This is a genomic window from Streptomyces sp. NEAU-W12 (assembly GCF_026242095.1).
Taxonomy (GTDB): domain Bacteria; phylum Actinomycetota; class Actinomycetes; order Streptomycetales; family Streptomycetaceae; genus Streptomyces.
Genome location: NZ_JAPJDM010000040.1, coordinates 1 through 21182 on the forward strand (window position 1 = coordinate 1; position 21182 = coordinate 21182).

The following is a 21182-nucleotide window of genomic DNA, read 5'->3' on the forward strand; positions in this document are numbered from 1 at the left end:
GGTGTCGTGCGGGGGTGCGCTGCTGCCGCGGGGCAGCAGGACGGGTGTCGCGGCGGGGCCCGACGAGGGATTGCGGCGGTGCACGACGTCGAACAGCCGACGGGTGACGTCGGCGCCGAAGCCGAAGACGTCGTGGCTCATGGCGGACAGGTTCGGGTGCGTGAGCCGGCACAGCTGGGAGTCGTCCCAGGCGACCAGGCTGACGTCCTTCGGCACGCTCAGGCCCATCTCGGCGGCCACGGACAGACCGGCGACGGCCATGATGTCGTTGTCGTAGATGATCGCCGTGGGCCGCTCCCGGGAGGCGAGCAGCGAGCGGGTGGCGCGTGCGCCCTGCTCACCGGAGTAGTCGGTGGTGACGCTGCGGGCCGGCTCCAGGCCCAGTTCCGCCACGATCGCGTTCAGCGCGGCGGTACGGATCACGGTGTGGCCGAGCGCCGCATGGCCGCCCACTCGTGCGATCCGTCTGTGTCCGAGGGCGGCGAGGTAGCGCACCGCCTCGTGCACCGCGGCTTCGTCGTCGGTCCACACCGAGGTGAAATCGCCGGTCAGGGACGGATGGCCGACCGCCACGGCGGGCAGCCCGATCGCCGCCAGTTCTGTGATCCGGGGGTCGTTCTGCTGGATGTCGACCAGGATGGAGCCGGCGATCCGGCGGGACTGCCACCACTGGCGGTGGACGGCGATCTCCTGGTCGGTGTCCCGTACGAGGTGGAGCAACAGTGAGCAGCCGTGCTCCTCCAGGACGGACTCGGCCCCAGAAACGAACTCCATGTAGAAGGGCTCGAGCCCGAGCTGCCGCGCGGGGCGGGCGATGACCAGGCCGACGGTGTCCCCGGCGCCGGTCGCTGAACCGGACAGCTTGATCGCGGCCTGGTTCGGCACCCAGCCCAGCTCGGCCACAGCCGCCATGATGCGTTCACGCGTGGCCTCCGACACGCCTGGCCGGTTGTTGAAGGCCAGGGACACCGCTCCGCGGGACACACCGGCCCGGGCCGCCACGTCAGCGATCGTGACGCGCCCCGACCGGCGTGTCCTTGCCTCATTCACGGACTTCTCCGCCTCCGTTGACGCTGTACAGCGCCGCGCGGGCGGCCTCCGCATCGGGCTGCGGCCAGCCGGTGACCCGCCACGTCGTGCTCTCGCCGGGCAGGAGCGTCACACGCCCGTGGTCGGTGCGGGCGTGCGCGTCCAGGCGGTCGGCCTGGAGCAACAGGTCCCGCACGAGCCCGTGGGCCGTGGCGGTGACCAGCGCGCCGCTCTCTCCGTCCTCGCTGACACGGACGTCGTAGGAGGCGGCGGGGTAGGCGAACTCACGGTCCGCGCAGGCGAAGTGCACCGCACGCAGGCCCTCCGTGTCGGCGACGAGGAATTCCTCCCGCACGTCACCGAACCGCATCACCGACTCCGGCAGCCGCTCCAGCGCCACGCTCCGTGCTGCGGCCTTCAGCACGACCTCGGCCTGTGCCAGCACCGTGCCGTCCGCCCCGACCCGGCGGACGGTGACGGTGGTCTCCCAGGTCGCCGCACTCTGGTTGCAGCCTGCGAGCACCAGGTCGCCGTCGCGGTCCTGGATCGTCAGCAGCAGGTCGGCGTAGAGCCGGCGCATCTCGAAGTAGAGGGGCTTGAGCCGCCCGTCGCCGTCGATCGCCGCCCAGGACGTGACCGGCCAGCAGTCGTTGAGCTGCCACAGCACCGTGCCCGCGCAGCGCGGCCAGTGGGAGCGCCAGTGCTCGACGCCCGCGGCGACGGCGCGCGCCTGATTGAGCTGGGTCAGGTAGTGCCAGGTGTCGAAGTCGGCGGGCTCCGTGAAGTGCGGGGCGAGTCCCCGGTTCAGCTTGCCGTTGCCGTCCTCGGCCTTCTGGTGGTGCACCATGCCGGGGGAATCGGCGGTCAGCGGCCTTTCGGACAGGGCTCGTTCCAGCGTGGCGAGCGTCGGCGGCGCCTGCCAGCCGAACTCGGCGACGAAGCGCGGCACGGTGGTGAGGTAGTCGCTGTAGTCACGGCGGTTCCACACCTCCCACGAGTGCGCGGTGCCGTGGTCGGGGTCGTTGGGCGTGTGGTCCCACGATCCCGACCAGGGGCTGCCCGCCCAGTACGGACGGGTCGGGTCCGTCTGCGCCACGATGCGCGGCAGCAGGCCGAGGTAGTAGCCCTCACCCCAGGAGTCGCCCGCAAGGGCCTGCTCCCACTCCCAGTCGGCGAAGCCCCACAGGTTCTCGTTGTTGCCGTTCCACAGGACCAGCGACGGGTGGGGCATCAGCCGGACCACGTTCTCCCGGGCCTCGGCCTCGATCTCGGAGCGCAGCGGCTGCTCCTCCGGGTAGGCGGCACAGGCGAACAGGAAGTCCTGCCAGACCATCAGGCCCAGTTCGTCGCACACGTCGTAGAAGGCCCGGTCCTCGTAGATCCCGCCGCCCCACACCCGCACCAGGTCCACGCCCGCCTCGGCGGCCTGGGTGAGCCTGGCGCGGTAGCGGTCGGGCGTGACGCGGGTGGGGAAGGCGTCGTCGGGGATCCAGTTCACGCCCCGGGCGAAGACGGGAGTGCCGTTGACGAGCAGAGTGAAGGCGCTTCCGTGCTCGTCCGCGGACGTGTCGGCCTCGATCGTGCGGAAGCCGACGCGACGCTCCCACGTGTCCAGGGCCCGGCTGCCGTCAGCATCGCTGAGAACGACGGTGCAGCCGTACAGCGGCTGGTCACCGTAGCCGCGCGGCCACCACAGTGCCGCGTCCGGGACCCGTACCGTCACCGTGGCGGTGTTCTCCCCCGGGGCGACGGCGATCTCCGCGGACGCGTCCCCGACCGCGGCCACCAGCCGCAGGGCGCGGTCACGTCCGGTCGCCGTGCGGTCCAGGTCGACGACGATCTCGGCGACGCCGGTGCCGTCCTCGGCGACGGTGATGTGCGGACGGACCGCGGCCAGCCGGGCCGTGGACCACTGCTCGATCCGCGCCTCGCGCCACACGCCGGCCGTCACCAGCGTGGGGCCCCAGTCCCAGCCGAAGGAGCAGGCCATCTTGCGGATGTAGTTGAACGGCTCGGGGTAGGAGTTGGGCCGCTTCCCCAGCGCTGTCCGCACCTCCTCGGCTTCGCTGTAGGCGGAGGTGAAGGCGACTTCGAGCGGTGCGGGTCCGTCCGTCAGCAGTTCGGTGACGTCGAACCGGTAGGAGCGGTGCATGTTGCGGGTGCGGCCCAGCAGCCGGCCGCCGACATGGACGGCTGCGACCGTGTCCAGACCGTCGAAGACCAGGTCGGCGCGTTCGAAGGCCGTGTCCCGCCGGGGCAGTTCGGTCGCGTACGTCCAGTCGGCGCGGCCCACCCACGCGACCTCGTCCTCGTTGCGGTCGAGGTACGGATCGGCCAGCAGGCCCGCCGCCATCAGGTCGGTGTGGACGCAGCCGGGCACCTGCGCGGGCACAGCGGTCCCGGCCAGCCCCGGGGGCACTTGCTCGGGGGCGCGGCGGTCGGTGTCCAGGCGCAGTGTCCAACCCTGGGAGAGCGGGGTGCGGGCCTTCATTCGGGACTCCTTGTGAGACGTGGTGCGGGGCGCGGTGGGCGGGCGGGTCACTTGCTGGAACCTGCCGCGAAGCCGCTGTAGATGAAGCGCTGCAGCGCCAGGAAGACGATCAAGGTGGGCACGATCACCAGGATCGCGCCGGCGGAGATGGTCTCCCACTGGGCGCCGAAGGGGCCCTTGAAGCGGAACAGGGCGGTGGAGATGGTGCCGAGTTCGGGATCGGGCATGTACAGGAAGGGCACGTAGAAGTCGTTGTAGACGGCGATGCCCTTGACGATGACGACGGTGGCGATGGCCGGCCGCAGCATCGGGAGAATGATCTTCCGGTAGATCGTCCAGGAGTTGGCGCCGTCGATGCGCGCGGCCTCGTCCACGGAGAGGGGAATCGACCGGATGAACTGCAGGAAGATGTAGATCGAGACGATGTCGGTTCCGGTGTAGAGCAGGATGGGTGCCCAACGGGTGTTGAAGGCGCCCAGATCGTCGATCACCTGGAAGGTGGCGACTTGTGTCGTCACACTGGGGACCAGCGTGGCCAGCAGGAAGAGGCCCATCACCAGCTTCTTCGGACGGAACCGGAAACGGTCGATGGCGTAGGCGGTCATCGAGCCGATCAGTACGGTCCCGGCGGTGGAGACCACGAGGATCAGCGCCGTATTGCCGAACGCCGCCAACATCGCGCCCTGTTCGAAGGCGGTGGCGTAGTTGGCGAAGTTGGACCAGTCGCCGGGCAGCGACAGCGGGCCGTCGTTCACTATCTCCGACCGCGTCTTCAGCGAGGTCAGCACAACGACGCCGAGAGGCACGAGGACCACGGCCGACGCCAGCAGCAGGGACAGGTACTTCAAGGCGACGGCGGTCCGGAACAGGGCGCTGCGATCGCGGCCCGGACGCCGGGCGGGGACGGTGGTGCCGGTGGTGCCGGTGGTGCCGGTGGTCACGAGAGTTCCACCCTCTCCTCGGGGATCAGCCGGCGCTGGACCCAGGTGATCAGCAGGATGAGGATCAGCAGGACGACGGCCGAGGCCGAGGCCAGACCGACCTTGTCGAACTGGAAGGCGAGTTTGACCGTCTGGATGACGAACGTCTCCGTGCCGTTGGCGCCGCCGGTCATGATGTACGGGATCTCGAAGACGGCCAGGGAGCCGGACACGGCGAGGATGAAGCTCAGGCTGATGATGGGCTTGATGCCGGGCGCGATGATGTGCCGGAACTGCTGCCAGCGGTTCGCTCCGTCCAACTGCGCCGCCTCGTACAGGTGCGGCGGGATCGACTGGATGGCGCCGAGGAACAGGACCATGTTCAACCCCATGAAGCGCCACACCGACACCCCGGCGAGTGAGGGGTTGGCCAGGTCCGGGTCGCCCAGCCACAGGTGCTTGCCGTCCACGCCGATCAGGCGCAACAGTGTGTCGAGGGTGCCGTCGGGCTGGAAGAAGTACAGGAACACGAATCCGACGGCCACCCCGTTGATGAGGTAGGGGAAGAACAGCAGTCCCTTGAACAGGTTGCGGAACCGGGTGTTGAAGCTGAGGACCGTCGCGAAGTACAGGGCGAGAGCGATCTGCACGACGGAGGCCGCCAGGTAGAAGCCGCTCACGAGGAAGACCTCGAACCGGGCGGGCCGCGTGACCAGGTCGGTGTAGTTCTCCGCGCCCACGTAGGAGCGCGTGGGGCTGACACCGTCCCAGTCGGTGAAGCTGTAACCGATCATCTCGGCCACCGGGAGGTAGGTGAACATCACCAGCAGCGTCAGGGGCGCGGCCAGGAACAGCCAGGGGGTCAGGGCGGCGGTACGGCGGCGCCTGCCGGTGCGCGGCCGGCCGGCGCCGGACCCGGGAGGCGGAGCACTGCGCCGGCCGACGGCGTGCGCCGGGGCGCGGGTCTTCTGGACAGCGGTCATCTCATGGTTCCTCGTGGTGGGTTCCCGGTCGGGCGTACTGAGCGACGACGGCACGGCGAGCGACGGGGGCACGTGGAGTCCCGGTGCGCCCGGGACGGGTTCTCCGAGCGTTCTCACCGTGCCGTGGTGCGGTCAGCCGCCGAGGGTCTGCCGAGCCTCGGACCACTTCCCGTTCAACTCGTCGAAGTAGCTGTCCATGTCCCCGTCGGCCGCACCGCGGGCGACGTCGACCAGCTTCTGCCGGTACTCCTGCGCGGTGATCCCGATCTCCGACGCCTTGTCGATCTCGTTGACCCGGGCGCGGTTCTTCTGGTGCTGCGGAATGGTGGTGACATCGTTGTCGGAGAACGCCTTCAGCGTGTCGGGCAGCGGGGCACCCTTCACGGAGGAGATGGATCCTTCGGCCGCGGCCTGGCCGGACTTGGTGATGTACCAGTCGATCCACGCACGGGCGGCGGCCTTCTTGTCGGAGTGGACGTTGACCGCGTACTGGTAGTCGGGACGCAGGACCGAGCAGAACTTCCCGTCCTTCTGCGCGGGGAACGGCATGAACCCGATGTCGTCGGGGTTCTCGCCGGCCGCCTCCGCCGCGGCGCGCATCTGGGAGATCGCCCAGGAACCGAGCCACATCGAGGCGACCTTGCCGGTCCCGATCTGCGCCTTGGAGTCTTCCCAGTTGGTCGTGGTGGGGTCGGGTTCGCTCAGCTTCTTCTCGACGATCGTGTAGAGCAGCTTGTCGATCGTGTAGAGGTCCGAACCCTCGGTCCAGGGCTTCCCGGTCGTCGCCAGCGCGTCGTAGGCACCGGGATCGCACTCGGGAGAACCGACGGCGTTCGTCCAGTTGGTCAGCGGCCAGCCGTCCTTGTAGTTCGTGTAGTACGGGACGGCGCCGGCCTTCGCCTTGATCGTCTCCAGGTCCGCGACGAACTCCTCCGGCGTGGCGGGCCAGTCGGTGATGCCGGCCTTCGCCCAGACCGCCTTGTTGTAGACGAATCCGTTGGCCACGCCGATGTTGGCCAGGCCGTAGACCTGACCGTCCACGGTGGCGTGGTCGGTGTAGTCGAACTTCGCCGACAGTTCGCCGGCCTGGCCCAGCGGCGCGAAGAAGGTGGGGTACTGCTCGACGGACAGGGAGTTGGGGATCAGCAGGACGTCACCGTACTTGTCGGTGTTCATCCGGATCTTGGTCTCACCCTCGTAGTCGCTCAGGCCCTCGAACTTGACCTTCACGCCCGGGTAGACCTTGCGGAACTCCGCGGCGTACTTCTCCAGGGTGCCGTCGGATATCTGGTCCGTCCGGTTGGTCAGCACCGTGATCTCGCCCGACACCTTCGCCGGATCACTCGGCGGAGCGGCGATTTCGCCACGCTCGTCGCCCTCCGAACCGCTACAGGCCGTGGCTGCCACCATCGTTGCAGCCACAAGAAGCACCCAACGTCTCCGCATCCCCGCCACCTCTCATCGCGAAATGTCGACGCCAGGCCGAGGGGAACGCCACATCGGGCACCGAGGCCCCGGCCTGGTGAGCGCTCAACATAGACGTGACTTCGCGGCAGTGTCCATAGACCGGTCTAGATTGATTTCGTTGATTCTCAGGGCCCTGAACTGCGCATTTACTAAACCATGACTAAATCTGGTTCGGCTTGGAGACCTTGTCCGCAGGAGATGCGCACAGCCGTGGACATCGTTGTCATACTCGTGCTCCGATGTGACGGTGTCCTGACCCGGCCGTACGCACCACCCTTCGGAGAGTCATCACTGTGAGTAGTCAGCAACTAGTCGTCCCAGCCCCGGACGATGTCCTGATAGCTGCCCTCGACATAGGGGGAACCAAGATCGCGGGTGCGCTCGTCACCGCGGCCGGCACTCTCGTCCACCACCTGCGCCGCGCCACCCCGGCGCAGGAATCCGCGGGCACACTCCTCGACGCCGTGTACCAGGTGGTGAACGCCCTGGCTGCCGCCCCGCTGTGGGAAGACGTCCGTGCACTGGGCATCGGCAGCGCCGGCCCGGTCGACCTGGCGCATGGATCCGTCAGCCCCGTCAACATCCCCGCTTGGCGGGACTTTCCGCTCGTCGAATCCGTCAGCGCGCATCCGGCACTGGCGCACAGGCCCGTCGTGCTGGCGGGCGACGCGGTGGCGATGGCCGCGGCCGAGCACCGCCACGGTGCCGCACGCGGCCACGAGGACGCACTGTGCCTGGTCGTGTCCACGGGCGTGGGCGCCGGTCTGATCCTCGACGGCCAAGTGCGCCACGGTCTCACCGGCAACGCCGGTCACCTCGGGCACATCAGTGTCGACTTCGACGGCGAGCCCTGCCCGTGCGGTGCGAGTGGTTGCCTGGAAGGCATCGCCAGCGGTACGGCCATCACCCGGCACGCGCTTTCGCTCGGCTGGCGGCCGCCTGCGACGGCGGACGCGTCGGCGGTCGCGACGGCGGCCCGAGCCGGTGACACGGCCGCCGTCGCCGCGTTCGACCGTGCGGCCCGCGCCCTGGCAGCCGGTATCGCCGCCACGGCCGCACTGGTCGAGATCGACATCGCCGTGGTCGGCGGTGGCGTCGCCCAGGCAGGCGATGTGCTCTTCTCTCCGCTCAACCACCACCTGCGGCGCTACGCGGCGATGCCGTTCCTGCATCATCTGCGTGCCGTACCGGCCGCATTGGGTCCTGATTCCGGCCTGGTCGGCGCAGCGGCCCTGGCGGAAGCCGCAGCGTCGGGCGCAACGCGCAACCACCGGCAAGCCGTACGGCCGGCGGTGACACGCTCCTGACGCACCCTCATGAAGTGCGTCAAGTGGGCGTCAAGACACCGTTGCGGGCGACACCCGATCGTCGGGTGTCGCCCGCAACGCCTGCCCCGCACACCCCGCGCACCTGCCAAAATCGCAGGTCGGGTGCTGTCACGAGCGGGCTCAACGAGCACAACACGCTCAACATGATGTGCTTCGAAAAACAGGTCGAGGACACCTGTCCACCCTTGAGCGACCTAGGAAAACCCCAGGTCATGGCCCCTTTGCCGCAGGCTCGAGGATCGCCACGCACTCCACATGATGCGTCATCGGAAAGGTGTCGGCCTGAACGGGTCCCAGAAAAGCCCTGGTCAGAGCCGGTTTCTCGACTCATCGTCCTTCGTGCAGACGCCCAGAGCGTCAAACGAGCGTCAAGGCCGAGAGTCCGTCCTGTTCAGGGCTGATTGAGCAGACTGCGGCAACCAGCTCGCCCGGGGATCCGCCCCCGCTCGCTCCGGACGCCGGCTCGCACATCATGACCCGCACCACCTCTCCGGCCGCCATAATGGAGTCACGCTCTCCAGCCCACACCACCCCACACCCACCCCGAGGGACGTCCCGGGCTCTGATCCGTCACTTGGCTTCTCCTCCTTGCTGGGCGGATCATCCGTTGTCTTTACAGTCCCGGCTGGCTGTTCATCGGCATCGGCCGCGCCTGGCAGCCCACGGTCCGCCGCTGCTGTGCGAGGGCGCACCCCACCACGCCGCCGAGTTCGCCGTTGTCATTGCGACAGGAGTGGTGGCTACCCGACCCCATAGAGAGTCGCCAGATCAACCAGGAGCAGATCGTCGCGGCCGGCCGCGGAGTCGATCAGGTCCGGGTAGAACCCGTGCAGGGAGAACAGGGCCAGGGTGGTGCCCGTGGTGTCGTACCCCTGGTCGGCAAGCAGGGTACGGATGCGTTCCAGGCGTTGCAGGTCGCCGGTGCCGCGGCGGGCAGCGGTGGCTTTGGCCTCGCCGAGGAGGGCGATCCGGGCCCGGGGGGCCTGCGGGCGCTCGCCCAGGGCCAGGGCGATGACGTCCACCTCGTGCTTGGTGCGGGCCCCGGGGTCCGCCACTTCGGTGGTACCGACCGGACCGGGCAGGCCGCCGGGAAGCAGGGTGTGGGCGTAGCGGCGCGTGAAGGTACGGGCGAGGTCCTCGAAGTGGGGGCCGAGGATCTTGGAGTTGAAGGTCGGCGCGGCGGCCTGCCACGCCTCCTCGGCGAAACCCTCTTCAACGGTGGCCGCCTGCGGCAGGGTGATCAGCTGGTTGAAGCGGATGACGGGGTCGGCCAGCGTGATGACGGGATGGCGGGGACGCAGGATGTCCTGCTCGCGCCGGATGTAGCCGGTGGACTCCAGGACGTCGAGCGGGTGGGTGACTGCGTTGCGCTGGCGTTCCAGGGCCGCGCCGATCCTGGTGGGGGTGGTGGCACCCTGGGCGATCGCCGTAAGGATGTCGTAGTAGAGGGTGTGCTGGGTGATCCGCGGATCCTCGCGCAGCAGATACTCCGTCTCCGTTCGCGAGTACACCGCCCGCCCCGGGTCCAGGAGCGTCCGCGTGAGCCAGGAGACGAAGCCGTCGTCCGGGTGCGGGCGGGCAGCCACCGGCCGGTAACCGGGAGCGCCGCCGAGGACGGCGTCCACCTGCAGGGCGGTCAGCGGGTCGCCGATCTGCCAGAAGGCACGGCAGGCCCGGTAGTCGAAGGCCCCCAGCCTCAGATCGATCACCGCACGGCCGCGCAACGGCTTCGTTCCCGACAGCAGTTCGTGCATGACGCTCATCGCGGACCCACACAGGATCACCCGCGCTCCGGGGCCGGCCCCGGTGCCCCGCTGGCGCTCGTCGTAGAGCTGCTGAAGCAGGCCCGGGATCTCGGGAGAGTGCTGGAGGAGATACGGCAACTCGTCGATCACCAGCAGCGGAGTCTGTGAACGCACGGTGACATCGAGGGCGTTGGACAGAACCTCACGCCAGTCGGTCAACCGCAGCGTGCCGGGCCGCAGACCCGCGTGAGCCGCGATGGCATCGCTGAACCGCCGCATCGCCGGCAGCCGCCCCTCCTCCCGCACCGCGGTGACGTACAGACCCCCGACCCGCTCCGACAACGCCTGCAGAAGATACGACTTCCCGTGCCGCCGACGCCCCGACACGATCCCCAGACGCATCGCCGGATCAGGATCCGTGACGAACTCGGTCAGCAAACCCCACTCCCGATCACGGTCGACCACGTCCTCGGGCTTGGCAAGCATGCTCTCGTGCACCGGAACTCTCCACCAACCTAGATCGACCACGACGTGTCCAAGTCTACTTAGACAGAATCGGTCTAACCCGACGTGAGCTTGTTCTGCTTTGACGGACACCGCTGAAGATGCTGCGCTTCGTCGAGCACGGTCACGCCGTACACATGGTCCCTGTCCTGGACGACGGTGTAGCGGTGGACACCCCGGAGGATCTGGCGCGAGCCGAGCGCCTCTTCAACCAGTACGGTGGAGCGGTCCTCACGCGTGGCACCGCAGGGCGGTCGCCTGCCGACGATGAAGGCGCCGTCGCCTACAGCGGCGACGCAGAGGTCATCCGCTCCGTGGTGCGATGACGCCCTCGGCCGTCCCTTTGAGCAGGGGTGCCAGGCGCTCGGCCAGCGCGAGCAAGCTCCGGTCCGCATAGGCCGGGCCTACGAGCGGCACACCGATCGGGAGTCCCTCGGCGCCGCGCGCAAAAGGCATGACCAAGCTGGGCAGACCGACGTGGCTGGTGAGGTTGGCCCAACCGGTCTGGTCGAAGAAGCTCCGCTCGACGCCATCGACCATGAGGGAGCGGCTCCCGGCCGGGATCGCCGCAGTGGGAGCGACGGGCGTAATGAGGACGTCGTACTGGCCGTCGGCGAAGAACCGGTGCCACGTCTGCTGGAGCCGGAGGCGCTCCTCGTTGGCGCGGAGCCAGGCGCAGTGTGTCTGCGTTCGGTGGCGGAGGACGGCGGCTCGTGGGCTCGCGTCGTCCATGTGCAGGTCACGGGCGGCGCCGAGTTCGGCCGCGCCGGCGTCGTCGTCGGTGGTGGCCGTAGTGGTGGCGTGGAGGAGCTGCTCGAAGAGGCGGCAGTACGTCAGCTGCGTCATGCACCCGGGCTGAGACCTCGCACCACCCCACCACCACACGCCAGAACACGACCCGAACCGCCACACGGCACCGGCCACCACGACAACACGATCAGCCACACCCAAACGACCGGGCCCGGCCACCCGGCCGCAGCACACACCTGTGCGGCGCCGAGCCCGTCCCTGTGCGCCGGTCTGCGTGACCGCTCCGTGCCCGGGCACAGGCCGTGCCCGCCCTGGCGGCGCTCAAGCCAAGGGGTACCGCGCGCCTCCGCGGCGCGCGGTACCCCTGGAGACACAGGGTCCGGTAGAGACTTGGGGTCCGGTTCAGACGAGCTTGGCCGAGAGCGTGATCGTCGTGCCCGCCAGGGCCTTGCTGACCGGGCAGTTGATCTTGGCGTCCTGCGCCGCGGCGACGAACGCGTCGTTGTCGATGCCGGAGACGGTGCCCTCGACGGTGAGGTGGATGCCGGTGACGCCCTCGCCGGGCTGGAACGTCACGTCGGCGGAGACGACGAGCCCGGTGGGCGGGGTGCCCGCTTCTTCGAGGCCGTGCGACAGTGCCATGGAGAAGCAACTGGAGTGGGCCGCGGCGATCAGCTCCTCCGGGCTGGTCCTTCCGTTCGCCTGCTCGGCGCGCGACGGCCACGACACCGGCCGGTAACCGGTGCCGGAGGAGTCGAAGGTGACGATGCCGCCTCCGGTGAGCAGGCCGCCTTCCCAGACGGTGTGTGCTGAGCGCGTGGTTGCCACGATGGGTCCTTTTCTCTTGCGGTGCGTAGAGGGGAGCAACGGGGAGCCCGGTGTTCCGGCCGCGGCCGGGCGATCGGGTCCGTGCTCCACCTCTACAGATTCTGTTGGAGAACCGACCTGCGGACATCGGCTGATCGACCTATGTCGCTGGTCTACCCGCCTCGACGGGGAACGTCGTGAACCACAGGTGCGCACCGGGCCGGAGGCGGTGGGAAACCGCGCGCCCCGCATGTTCGCGGGCAGCACGTCACCGCCCGAACCAGGGCGGCTCTACGGCGGTGGCCCCACGATCCCGCGTCGGCCTGCGGGTGGTCGCCCCGCTTCGTGGGCGGCATGTCGGTCGTGCCGGGCTCACGTCCCGCTCGGCGCCACCGTGCGCCGGGCGGGACGGACAGCGCTACGATCCCGCCGCCGCGCGGACGTGCGGCCCGCGCTCCTCAGTCGGCCTGCGTCCCCGACGGACGGATCAGTCCGCTCTCGTAGGCGAAGATGGTCGCCTGGACGCGGTCCCGCAGAGCCAGTTTGCTGAGTACCGCGCTCACATGCACTTTCACCGTGCCCACGGTCAGCTCCAGACGCGCTCCGATCTCCGCGTTGCTCAAGCCCGTGGCCACCAGCACCAGGATCTCGCGTTCGCGGTGGGTGAGGCGGTCCAGGACTTCGGCCACGTTCGCATGGACAGGGGCGCCGTGGGCGAAGGCCGCTATCAGGCGTCGCGTGACCGCGGGCGCGAGCACGCCGTCGCCGGAGGCGACGATCCGTATCGCGGACAGCAGGTCGTCCGGCTCGGAATCCTTGAGCAGGAAGCCGGAGGCTCCGGCACGCAGCGCTTCGTAGACATAGGCGTCGAGGTCGAACGTGGTGAGCACCAGGACTCTGGTACCGCCGCTGTGACGTGTGATCAGCCGGGTGGCCGTCAGCCCGTCCATGCCGGGCATTCGGATGTCCATCAGCACCAGGTCGGGAGCGAGTTCGGCGGCCATGGACACCGCCGTGTCCCCCTCCGCGGCCTCGCCGACCACGACCATGTCGTCCTCGGCGCCCAGGATCGCCACGAAGCCCGCGCGAACGATCGCCTGATCGTCCACGACCAGCAGACGAATACTGATGGCGCTTCTCCTTGCCTTGTCCGTGCCGGGTTCACCGCTCTCGCACATCCTCCCACGGAGGTAGTGCGCAGGGCATAGCGAGTCGGCTCACCCTCAGCGGGCAAGCCGGAAGGCGGTCACCCGCACAGTGGCGCATCGCGCCGGCTCCTCCTATGTGCGAAAAGCGCCCTGCGCGGCGGTTCCCCGAGGCACCGTGGGCGCCTTGCCCGCGTCGAGGCTCCCGAGCAGTCGACGCATGGTGGCCAGCGCCGCCCTCGACGCGGCGGCGACGTCGTCCAGGCTGCCCGCCTCCGCCGAGGAGATCACCCGGGTCGTCTGCTGGAACACCGTCTCCTGCAGACCGCCGGCGACCCGCTGCCGCTCGCTGTGGATCCGCTCCCTCGCTTGCGCCAACAGGGCCGTGAGCGCCGCGTCCTGGCTGCTCAGTTCCCGCCTGCGGCGCCTGTGCATCAGCCACCCCGCTCCCCACACGGCCGTGAAGCCCAGGCCGAGAAAGACGAACAGCACGACGAGAGTGAAGAACCCGTAGAGCAAAAGCGCGGGAAGAGAGACGATCGGCTCGCCGAGCAGCGTTCCGTCGGCGGCCAGGGTGGCTGCCATCGAGATCCCGAACGCGAGGGTCGCCGCGGGGACCGACAGGTACGACAGCCGCGAACCGGACGGGTACGTCACAGGTGACGCCGGGGGCCCGGCATGCAGGGCGGCGGGCGCGGTCGCGGGTCTCAGGGCTCGGCCGTAGGCCGCCACGGCATAGACGGCGGCCAGCTCGACGACTCCGCCACCCACGAGGAAGGCCGCGCCGGACGGCGGCAGCACATTGCCGCGGAGCAGCACCGGCCATACCAGGGCAGTGGCCCCGACCGCCGCGAGGACCAGCCAGGGAGCACGCCGTCGCCACAACAGCGGCAGCGCGTGAACGGTCAGGACCAGCGCGAGCAGCAGGCACACCTGGACTCCGTGACCGGCGTTCCTCGCGTTCATCAGGGCGACGCTCCACGACAGCACGGCGGCCGAGCCGAAGACCGCCCCGTCCGCGATCCGCTGCTCGCGGGTGAAGTCGCGCCGCCGTCCCCCGACCGGCCGCCGTGCGGGCGGGGCGTCGGGGAGCAGGGCCTCCACGCGCCAGCCCCCGCCGGGGCGGGGCCCCGCGGACAACTGCCCTCCGACGGCAGCGGCGCGCTGACGCATCCCCGCCACTCCGCGGCCGGAGCCGAGGCCCAGCTTGTCGCCGCCGGTGCCGCCGGGTGGCTTGCCGTTGTCGACGGTCAGCCGCAGGACGTCCCCGGCCCGCTCCGCCCGGACGCCGACCGAGGCGCCCGGTGCGTAGCGCAGGGCGTTGGTCAGCGCCTCCCGGACGATGCCGTGGACCGCCTCCGCCGTGGGGCCGGCGAGGTCGGCGGGCAGCGAGACGGAGATGGGACGGCCCAGTTTGCCGAAGCCGGCGATCAGGGCCTCGATCGGAGCGGTCATCGAGGCGGGAGCCGGTGTGCCGCCCACGTGCATGACCTCCACGAGACGCCGCAGCGCGGACTGGGTCTCGCGGGCCGTGCGGCTCGCGAACGCGAGCGCTTCGGCGCCCAGTTCGGGTCTTTTTTCACCGAGCCTGCGGGCGGCCTCGACGGACACCACGACCGAGGTGAGGTGATGCGCGCTGATGTCGTGCAACTCCTGCGCCAGCCGCTCCCGTTCCGTATCGGCGGCCTGCGCGCGCTCCTGCGCGGCGCGGGCCAGTCGTTCTTCCACCGCCTGCCGTTCCCGCAGCCGGTGCCGGCGGCCCGCGCCGAGAGCCGACACCATCAGGTAGAGGCCGACGGCGATGAGCCAGTCGGAGAAGGAGACGCCGTCGAAGCCATGCCGTACGGCCATCGGCAGGGGCTGGACGACTGCCGCGGTGACGGTCGCGCCCAGAGCGACGGTCCAGTCGCTCACAGTGGTGACGGAGAAGATCGCCATCAGGACCGCCAGCCCGGGTATCAGGCCCAGCATGTCGGGAATTGTCAGAATCTGCCCCAGCACCGACACCGCGAGAATCGCGCCCAGAGCGGCGAGCGGCGTCCGGTCGCGTCGTGCGAGCGCCGCGACTGTCAACACCGTGGCGGAGCAAGCGGTGATCCACGCGAGTGTGCTCGGCGGCTCCTCCAGTGTCGGGACCGTGAGAAGCATCAGCACCGTGTGCACGACCGCGAACAGGGTCGGCGAAAGCCGGTGTCGGGGCATCCCCATCGACGCGAGTGCGGAGACGGCCGCGGGGACGCGGGCCGGCGGGCTCCCGTTCGCGGCGAGCCGCGAACTGCCTGCCCAGCGGCCTGTCACGTTCCCGAGCCGGCCGGACGGCGCCGCGGCCGCGTCCTCATGAGGTCCCGCCGAAGCGGTTGCGGCAGCGGTGAGCCGCACCGGCCCGTCCGGACTCCCTGCCGTCAGGCATGTGCTCGGTCCCCGCCCCGAGGGGTTGTCCTTCAGCGTCGTCCCTCCCCGCTCCGTTCGCGCGCGTCGCCGCCCTCGCGATGGAAAATGTAGCCCCCATGGTGCAGTACGTCTCCGTCGAACGTCCCGTCCGCTGTGAACCCGGTGTCGTCCACGTACTCGATCCGGGTCCCGAAGACCCGGTAGGAGCCCGTGTAAGCGCTCTCCCGGTCTCCGCGGGCCTCGTCGTAGCGGCCGTTCGCGAGCAGTTCCTGGCGGATGTGCCCGTCGGCCGTCACCCACATTCCGACGTACGGGTGCGGTGAGGCGTCCGTCACCTCTGCCTGGCGCGTCCGCGGTGTCGCGACGGGCGGTGGTGTCGCGGTGGACGGGGGCTGTGGCCGGCCGCGCTGTGCGGCCTCGTCGGAGACCGGGGGTCTCCCGCCGTCCGGTACTGCGGCGCAGGCGGTCAGACCTCCCGCGATGAGGACGGGGACACAGATGACACAGGCCAGGGCTCGGGAGCGGGCCCGCGCCTTCACGTGATCCGTTTCGGCGAGTCTTCCTGGTGCCCGGAACGGGTGGTCGCCGCCAGCGAGCCGAGCAGGCGCAGCGCGTCCGCGGTCCGGGTGCCCTCCTGGGCGTGGTAGACGACCAACTGCTGTCCCGGGGCGGAGCGTACGTCGAAGGTCTGCATGCGCAGGGTGAGCTCGCCGACGTCGGGATGCAGCAGAACCTTCGCGGCGTCGCTCTTGCCCCGTGCGTCCCGCCTCTGCCAGAGGTCGGCGAACTCGCGGCTGTTCTCCGTGACGGTCCGCAGCACCTCGTGGATCCGCGGGTCGTTCGGCCGGGCGCCCTCCAGGAAGCGGAATCCCGCGACCGCGTTGGCGGCGGCCTTGTCCCAGTCCGCGTGGAACGAGCGGACCGACGGGTCGAGGAACATGGCGAGCAGCAGGTTCCTGCCGGGTTCGAGGTGGGGGAAGACGGCCCGTCCCAGCGTGTTCATGGCCAGGACGTCGTACGCCCGCCCCAGGAGCAGGGCCGGCGTGCGGTCCCACAGTTCGGCCATCGTCAGCAGCTGGGGATCGGCCCGCTCGATGCTGCCCTCGTGGCGCGGGAGCGGGGTCATGCCCGCGATCCGGTAGAGGTGCAGCCGGCCGTCGTTGTCCAGCAGCAGCGCGTCACTCAGGGCGTCCAGGACCTGGGTGGACGGGCGTCGCTCACGGCCCTGCTCCAGTCGCAGGTAGTAGTCGACGCTGATGCGGGCCAGCATCGCGACTTCTTCACGGCGCAGACCGGGGACGCGTCGACGCCCGTCCTGGGGCAGACCGACGTCCGACGGCGTCACCTGCGCGCGCCGACCCTGCAGGTAGTCGCCCAGTTTCGAGGTTGTCATGTCGGTCAGGTTAGGCTCCCGAGCGGCTGGGAGCCTGGTCCCAGTGCCCCCAGGGTGGATCCGTTCCTCTGCCGTGTCCCACCCTGTCCAGGCGTCCGAGCCCCGTGGGCCGGCGCGAGCCGGGGGTCCACAGGACGCGCATCCTGACGGGCGCGGACGGACCGACTCCGGTGACCGGCGCTCCAGCCGCCGGTGCCCACGACCGCGAAGGCCGGTCGGCGGTCAGGGCAGGAGCTGCTGCTCCATGGCGAAGACAGCCACCCCGGCCCGGGTCCGCCGCCCGGTCTTGTCGTAGATGTGCCCGAGGTGATGGCCCACGGTGCGGCTCGATATGGACAGCTCGGCGCCTATCTGCTGGTTGGTCAGTCCACGGGCGGCCAGTCGCAGTACCTCGACCTCCCGCGCCGTGAGCCCGGCCGGGCAGCGGGGCCGGGACTGCCGTGAACCCGCCGCCCGGAGCACGAGGTCGCAGGCGACACGGTCCAGGGCGCCGGAATCCGCCTCGCGCGTCAGGTGTCCGGCGGCTTCGTCGACGGTGAGGGCCTCCCGATGCGCACGCGGTTCGGTCAGTGCGGCGAACACGTCGGCGGCGGCGAGGATGCGGGCCGAGGGAGAGGTACGGGTCCCGAAGTCACCGCGGTGATAGCCACTGCCGTCGAGGCGCTCGTGGTGTGCGGCGGCGATCGGTGCCAGCTCGGCGAGCCCGGGCACGCGCTCCAGCACACGCTGGGTCCAGTACGTGTGCATCCTCACCCGCTCCATGTCGGCGGTGCTCAACGGTCCCGCCCGGTCCCACACGTCGGCGGAGATCCCGGCCCGCCCCAGATCGTGCAGCAGAGCCGCGCAACGCAGCCGGGTCACCTCGTCGGCGCCGAGGCCCCCCAGCCGGCCGGCACTCTCCGCCAGCCGCGCGACGTGCTCGCTGTGTCCGACCAGCCACGTGCCCTTGAGGTCGACGAACCTGCCGAGAACCGCGCACAGGCCGGAGATCTCCCCGGCGGACACCCTGACGTACGGGGGCGGTTCGACGGCCACCGCGGAGGCGACGGCGTCGGGCTCACGAAGCGGGGCGAGCAGCTTCGCGGCGTCGGCCGCGAACGCACGGGCCAGGTCGGGGTCCAGGTGGCCGCCGGCGCGCCTGACCACCGCCGAGACGGCGGCCGGTTCACCACCCTTCGCATGGGCCAGGACAGCCTGCTCGGCCACGTGGACGACCCGGGCGGCGAAGGACAGGTCCTCACCCGCGGTTCCGAGGGGAATGCCCTGTCCGTCCCATCGCTCGTACACGTCGTCCAACGCCGTGAGGGTCCGCGGCAGTACGCCGAGACCCGAACCGAGAGCCCGACTGGCCTCGCAGCCGTTGCGCATGGCCTCCACACCGACCGTGGGCAGCACCTCGGTCAGTGTGTCCGTCAACCGCTGTGCGCTCTCGCGCGTCCAGCCCCCGAGCCGGAGCAACTGCTCGGCCAAAGGCGCGTCGTCACCCGGGTCGAGGTGCTTCAGCGCGCTCTGGAACGCCACCTCGTCGCCGAAGACCCCCGCGAGCTCGGGAGCGTAGGACGTGCAGCCGACCGAGCGCAGCAGCGCCGTCTCGTAGACCGCCCGGCAGGTCTCCCGGTCGCCCGCCAGGACGTCTCGGGCGAACACCGTGGCGACGACGCAGGTGCGCAGCCCCTTCTCGAAGGTCATGCCCGCGGCCAAGTCGCTTGTCAGGGAAAGCGCAGCCAGCACCTCGGCCAACCGAATGTCTTCCACCGCCCCAGCGTAACCGTCCCTCTCCCGTGTCCCGGACATGTCCGCACCCTGCTCCTCACGCGCGGGACGCGCGTCGGCGGCCGCGACACGAGGAGCGGACTCCCTCCGAGGGGGTGGACCAGCGACATAGGTCGATCAGCCGATGTCCGCGGGCCCGTTCTCGAGGAGGGTTTACGCAGACGGGCGCGAGCTCGGCCGCAACGCCCGGAACCCGCGTTCCGGGCCGCCGCGGGCTGCCGGGATGCGCCGGCCGCCCATCGACACAGCACGGAGACACCACATGACCACGCACCAGCACGACGAACAGACCGCCACAGGGTGTGCGGTGGTGGAGGCGTTGCACAGCTCCCTCGCCCAGGGCGACGTCCCCGCGCTGCTCGCGGGACTCGACGAGCGCATCGAATGGGTCGTCCCGCCGGGTCTGCACTACGGAGGCACGTACCGGGGACGCGAGCAGATACCCGAGAACGTGTTCTCCCGATTCGCCACCGAGTGGCAGGACTTCACCGTAGCGCCCGCGGGAACCATGCAGGCCGGGGACCGCGGCATCGTACTCGGCCACTGCCGGTCAGGTCACCCGCGACGGCGACAGGCCCAGCGTCCAGAATCGGGCCCGTTCCGGGCATGGACTCGATGATCTCGGCACGGTCGGCGGTGCGGAAAGTCTCGCGGACCTCCCGGTCGCTGTCCTTGATCCGCTCGTCCGAAGCCGGAAAGCTGGTGGGCGAGGTCGCAGACCAGCTTCGCGGCCCGCTTCTTCGTACCGGCGCGTCCTGGCCTGGTCAGCAAGGACCCGCGCGTCCTTCGCGTCGGTCTTTCCCTCGCCTTTGCAGGCACTGGTCATCCGGTTGACGGTGCGCCCGGGCACGTAGACCACGCTCTGGCCGTGCGTGGCCGGCAAGGCCGGCAGCGGAGTGGATGCCCGACCGGAGATGTCCACCGTCCACCGCACTGGTCGGCCCGCTCCCGGACGGTCTCGATGAGCGTGAGGATCCGGGCCTCATCGCTGACCACTCTCGTCGAGAACAGCGTCTCCCCGTCGGCGTTGACCGCTACCGCCCGGTGATGCCCCTCGCCGGCGTCGATGCCGACCCGTGTCCGTCTGCCGGACGCGCTCACGCTCGTCGCTCCGTTCCACCGTGACCAGCGCTTCCGTGCCCCGAAGAACACTTCGCCGACAGGTCCCCGAACAGCGCTGACCGCAGTTCCCGATCAGTGGCCGGAACATACCGGAGGACCGGGCGGCCATTCCTTTCGAGCCATCAACGGAAAACACCCATCAGCTGTACCCGGTCCTCCCGGACCGCCTCACATCCACAGGGAACACTCATGAGCAAGGTTGTTTTCATCACCGGTGCAGGACGCGGTCTGGGCAGGAACATCGCCCGCGAAGCCCTCTCAGTCGGCCATCAGGTCGTCGCCACGGGCCGCCGCACTGAGGACATCGAGAAGACCCTGGGCGGGCCGCAGGACAACCTGCTGGTCACCACGTTGGACATCACCAGCTTGGAGGATGCTCAAACAGCCACGGAAGCGTCGCTCGACCGCTTCGGCCGCATCGACGTCCTGGTCAACAATGCCGGGGATTTCTTCCCCGGCTACTTTGAGGAAATCTCGCCTGCCCAACTGCGTCAGCAGATCGAGACCAACCTTTTCGGACCCATGAACGTCACCCGCGCCATTCTGCCCGCGATGCGTCAGCAACGTGCCGGCCACGTCATCACCATCACCTCGGCCCTCGGCGTGAGTGGTATGGAGTTCACTGCGGCCTATACCGCATCCAAATTCGGTGTGGAGGGCTGGATGGAGGCCCTGCGTTACGACGTGGCCCCCTACGGTATCCGCACCACAGTCGTGGAACCCGGCTTCTTCCGGACCGACTTGCTCGCGGATGGCTCCAGGGTCTGGCCCGAGCTGTCCATCGAAGACTACGCCCCGCGCACCGCCCTGATGACCGAGACGTGGAAGAGCCTGAACGGCAAGCAACCCGGCGACCCCGCCAAGCTCGCCCGGGCTTTGCTGACGATTGCCGACCAGGACGAACCGCCGCTGCGCTTCGTCGCCGGCGCGGACGCCCTGGATGCCGTCCAGAGCAAGGCCCGGGCACTGCTGGCACAGACGGAGGAATCCCTCGGGCAGGCCGGCCATTTGACGCTCGGATCCACCGAGGTCTGACCTCGATCGTTCACACGCCCGGAGTGTCCTCGTACTCTCCGATGCGACCGGGCCGGTACGACTACGTGACCAGTGGTCAGGTCATGCCGGTTTCCCGTTCGATGGCCCTGAGGCGGTCCTTGAGTCGGTGGCCGGGGCCCCGTTGATCGGGACGACGTCGCAGTGGCGCAGGTGCCGGTCGAGGATCGCGGTGGCGAGGACCTCGCCACCGAACACCTGACCTCATTCACTGAAGGTCTTGTTCACCGCCCCCTCGGCAGAGGCGCACGCGGCCTCGACGCACCGGCGTTGTACTCCGG

The 21182-nt window shown here is 69.8% G+C and carries 17 protein-coding genes and 2 pseudogenes; 4 read left to right on the forward strand and 15 right to left on the reverse strand.

Going from position 1 to position 21182, the window contains the following annotated elements; genetic code table 11:
- The 5 genes from ORI94_RS33005 to ORI94_RS33025 all read right to left on the reverse strand — a co-directional run.
- A partial coding sequence (locus ORI94_RS33005) for a LacI family DNA-binding transcriptional regulator (protein ID WP_266082483.1) occupies positions 1–1002 on the reverse strand: 1002 nt, incomplete at its 3' end.
- Positions 1003–1042: 40 nt separating this feature from the next.
- The gene (locus tag ORI94_RS33010; RefSeq protein WP_266082122.1) at positions 1043–3520 is read right to left on the reverse strand and encodes a glycoside hydrolase family 2 protein; all 2478 of its coding nucleotides are present in this window, start codon (positions 3518–3520) and stop codon (positions 1043–1045) included.
- A gap of 47 nt (positions 3521–3567) precedes the next feature.
- On the reverse strand, positions 3568–4389 hold the full coding sequence (locus ORI94_RS33015; protein ID WP_266082174.1) for a carbohydrate ABC transporter permease: 822 nt from the start codon (positions 4387–4389) through the stop codon (positions 3568–3570).
- Positions 4390–4457: 68 nt separating this feature from the next.
- Positions 4458–5423 carry a carbohydrate ABC transporter permease gene (locus ORI94_RS33020; RefSeq protein ID WP_266082120.1) on the reverse strand — a complete coding sequence of 322 codons (966 nt, stop codon included), beginning with the start codon at positions 5421–5423 and terminating at the stop codon, positions 4458–4460.
- Between the two features lie 132 nt (positions 5424–5555).
- A complete protein-coding gene (locus ORI94_RS33025) occupies positions 5556–6833 on the reverse strand; it encodes an ABC transporter substrate-binding protein (RefSeq protein ID WP_266082118.1) in 1278 nt (425 codons plus the stop codon).
- A 350-nt stretch (positions 6834–7183) separates the two neighbouring features.
- On the opposite strand from ORI94_RS33025, the gene ORI94_RS33030 reads away from it, so the two are divergent.
- Positions 7184–8197, forward strand: a complete 1014-nt coding sequence (locus ORI94_RS33030; RefSeq protein WP_266082116.1) for an ROK family protein — start codon at positions 7184–7186, stop codon at positions 8195–8197.
- Between the two features lie 761 nt (positions 8198–8958).
- On the opposite strand, the gene ORI94_RS33035 is transcribed toward ORI94_RS33030, so the two are convergent.
- Positions 8959–10449: an AAA family ATPase gene (locus tag ORI94_RS33035; protein WP_416237938.1), complete on the reverse strand. Its 1491-nt coding sequence runs from the start codon at positions 10447–10449 to the stop codon at positions 8959–8961.
- 119 nt (positions 10450–10568) lie between these two features.
- Between ORI94_RS33035 and ORI94_RS33040 the strand changes: the two genes are divergently transcribed.
- The gene (locus ORI94_RS33040; protein ID WP_266082112.1) at positions 10569–10793 is read left to right on the forward strand and encodes a hypothetical protein; all 225 of its coding nucleotides are present in this window, start codon (positions 10569–10571) and stop codon (positions 10791–10793) included.
- Here ORI94_RS33040 and ORI94_RS33045 read toward each other — a convergent pair.
- From ORI94_RS33045 to ORI94_RS35430, 7 genes are all read right to left on the reverse strand, one after another.
- Positions 10771–11313 carry an amidase family protein gene (locus ORI94_RS33045; RefSeq protein WP_266082110.1) on the reverse strand — a complete coding sequence of 181 codons (543 nt, stop codon included), beginning with the start codon at positions 11311–11313 and terminating at the stop codon, positions 10771–10773. The genes ORI94_RS33040 and ORI94_RS33045 overlap by 23 nt on opposite strands.
- A 306-nt stretch (positions 11314–11619) precedes the next feature.
- The gene (locus tag ORI94_RS33050; protein ID WP_266082107.1) at positions 11620–12045 is read right to left on the reverse strand and encodes an OsmC family peroxiredoxin; all 426 of its coding nucleotides are present in this window, start codon (positions 12043–12045) and stop codon (positions 11620–11622) included.
- A 437-nt stretch (positions 12046–12482) separates the two neighbouring features.
- Positions 12483–13154 carry a response regulator gene (locus tag ORI94_RS33055; protein ID WP_266082172.1) on the reverse strand — a complete coding sequence of 224 codons (672 nt, stop codon included), beginning with the start codon at positions 13152–13154 and terminating at the stop codon, positions 12483–12485.
- Positions 13155–13304: 150 nt separating this feature from the next.
- Complete coding sequence (locus tag ORI94_RS33060) at positions 13305–15377, reverse strand: sensor histidine kinase (protein WP_266082105.1); 2073 nt, start codon at positions 15375–15377, stop codon at positions 13305–13307.
- A 233-nt stretch (positions 15378–15610) separates the two neighbouring features.
- Positions 15611–15895 carry an Atu4866 domain-containing protein gene (locus ORI94_RS33065; RefSeq protein WP_266082170.1) on the reverse strand — a complete coding sequence of 95 codons (285 nt, stop codon included), beginning with the start codon at positions 15893–15895 and terminating at the stop codon, positions 15611–15613.
- Between the two features lie 200 nt (positions 15896–16095).
- Positions 16096–16953 (reverse strand): helix-turn-helix transcriptional regulator, encoded by an 858-nt coding sequence (locus tag ORI94_RS33070; RefSeq protein ID WP_266082103.1) that lies wholly within the window; start codon positions 16951–16953, stop codon positions 16096–16098.
- Between the two features lie 222 nt (positions 16954–17175).
- The gene (locus ORI94_RS35430; protein ID WP_323056109.1) at positions 17176–18642 is read right to left on the reverse strand and encodes an HD domain-containing phosphohydrolase; all 1467 of its coding nucleotides are present in this window, start codon (positions 18640–18642) and stop codon (positions 17176–17178) included.
- A gap of 346 nt (positions 18643–18988) precedes the next feature.
- Between ORI94_RS35430 and ORI94_RS33085 the strand changes: the two genes are divergently transcribed.
- Positions 18989–19345 (forward strand): nuclear transport factor 2 family protein, encoded by a 357-nt coding sequence (locus ORI94_RS33085; protein WP_266082101.1) that lies wholly within the window; start codon positions 18989–18991, stop codon positions 19343–19345.
- Here ORI94_RS33085 and ORI94_RS33090 read toward each other — a convergent pair.
- Positions 19272–19827: pseudogene (locus tag ORI94_RS33090) on the reverse strand (IS110 family transposase); the annotation flags it as partial. The gene ORI94_RS33085 and the pseudogene ORI94_RS33090 overlap by 74 nt on opposite strands.
- Before the next feature lie 210 nt (positions 19828–20037).
- Between ORI94_RS33090 and ORI94_RS33095 the strand changes: the two are divergent.
- Complete coding sequence (locus tag ORI94_RS33095) at positions 20038–20883, forward strand: SDR family oxidoreductase (protein ID WP_266082099.1); 846 nt, start codon at positions 20038–20040, stop codon at positions 20881–20883.
- Positions 20884–20959: 76 nt separating this feature from the next.
- Here ORI94_RS33095 and ORI94_RS33100 read toward each other — a convergent pair.
- Positions 20960–21126, reverse strand: a pseudogene (locus ORI94_RS33100) (ATP-binding protein); the annotation flags it as partial.
- Between the last annotated feature and the right edge of the window lie 56 nt (positions 21127–21182).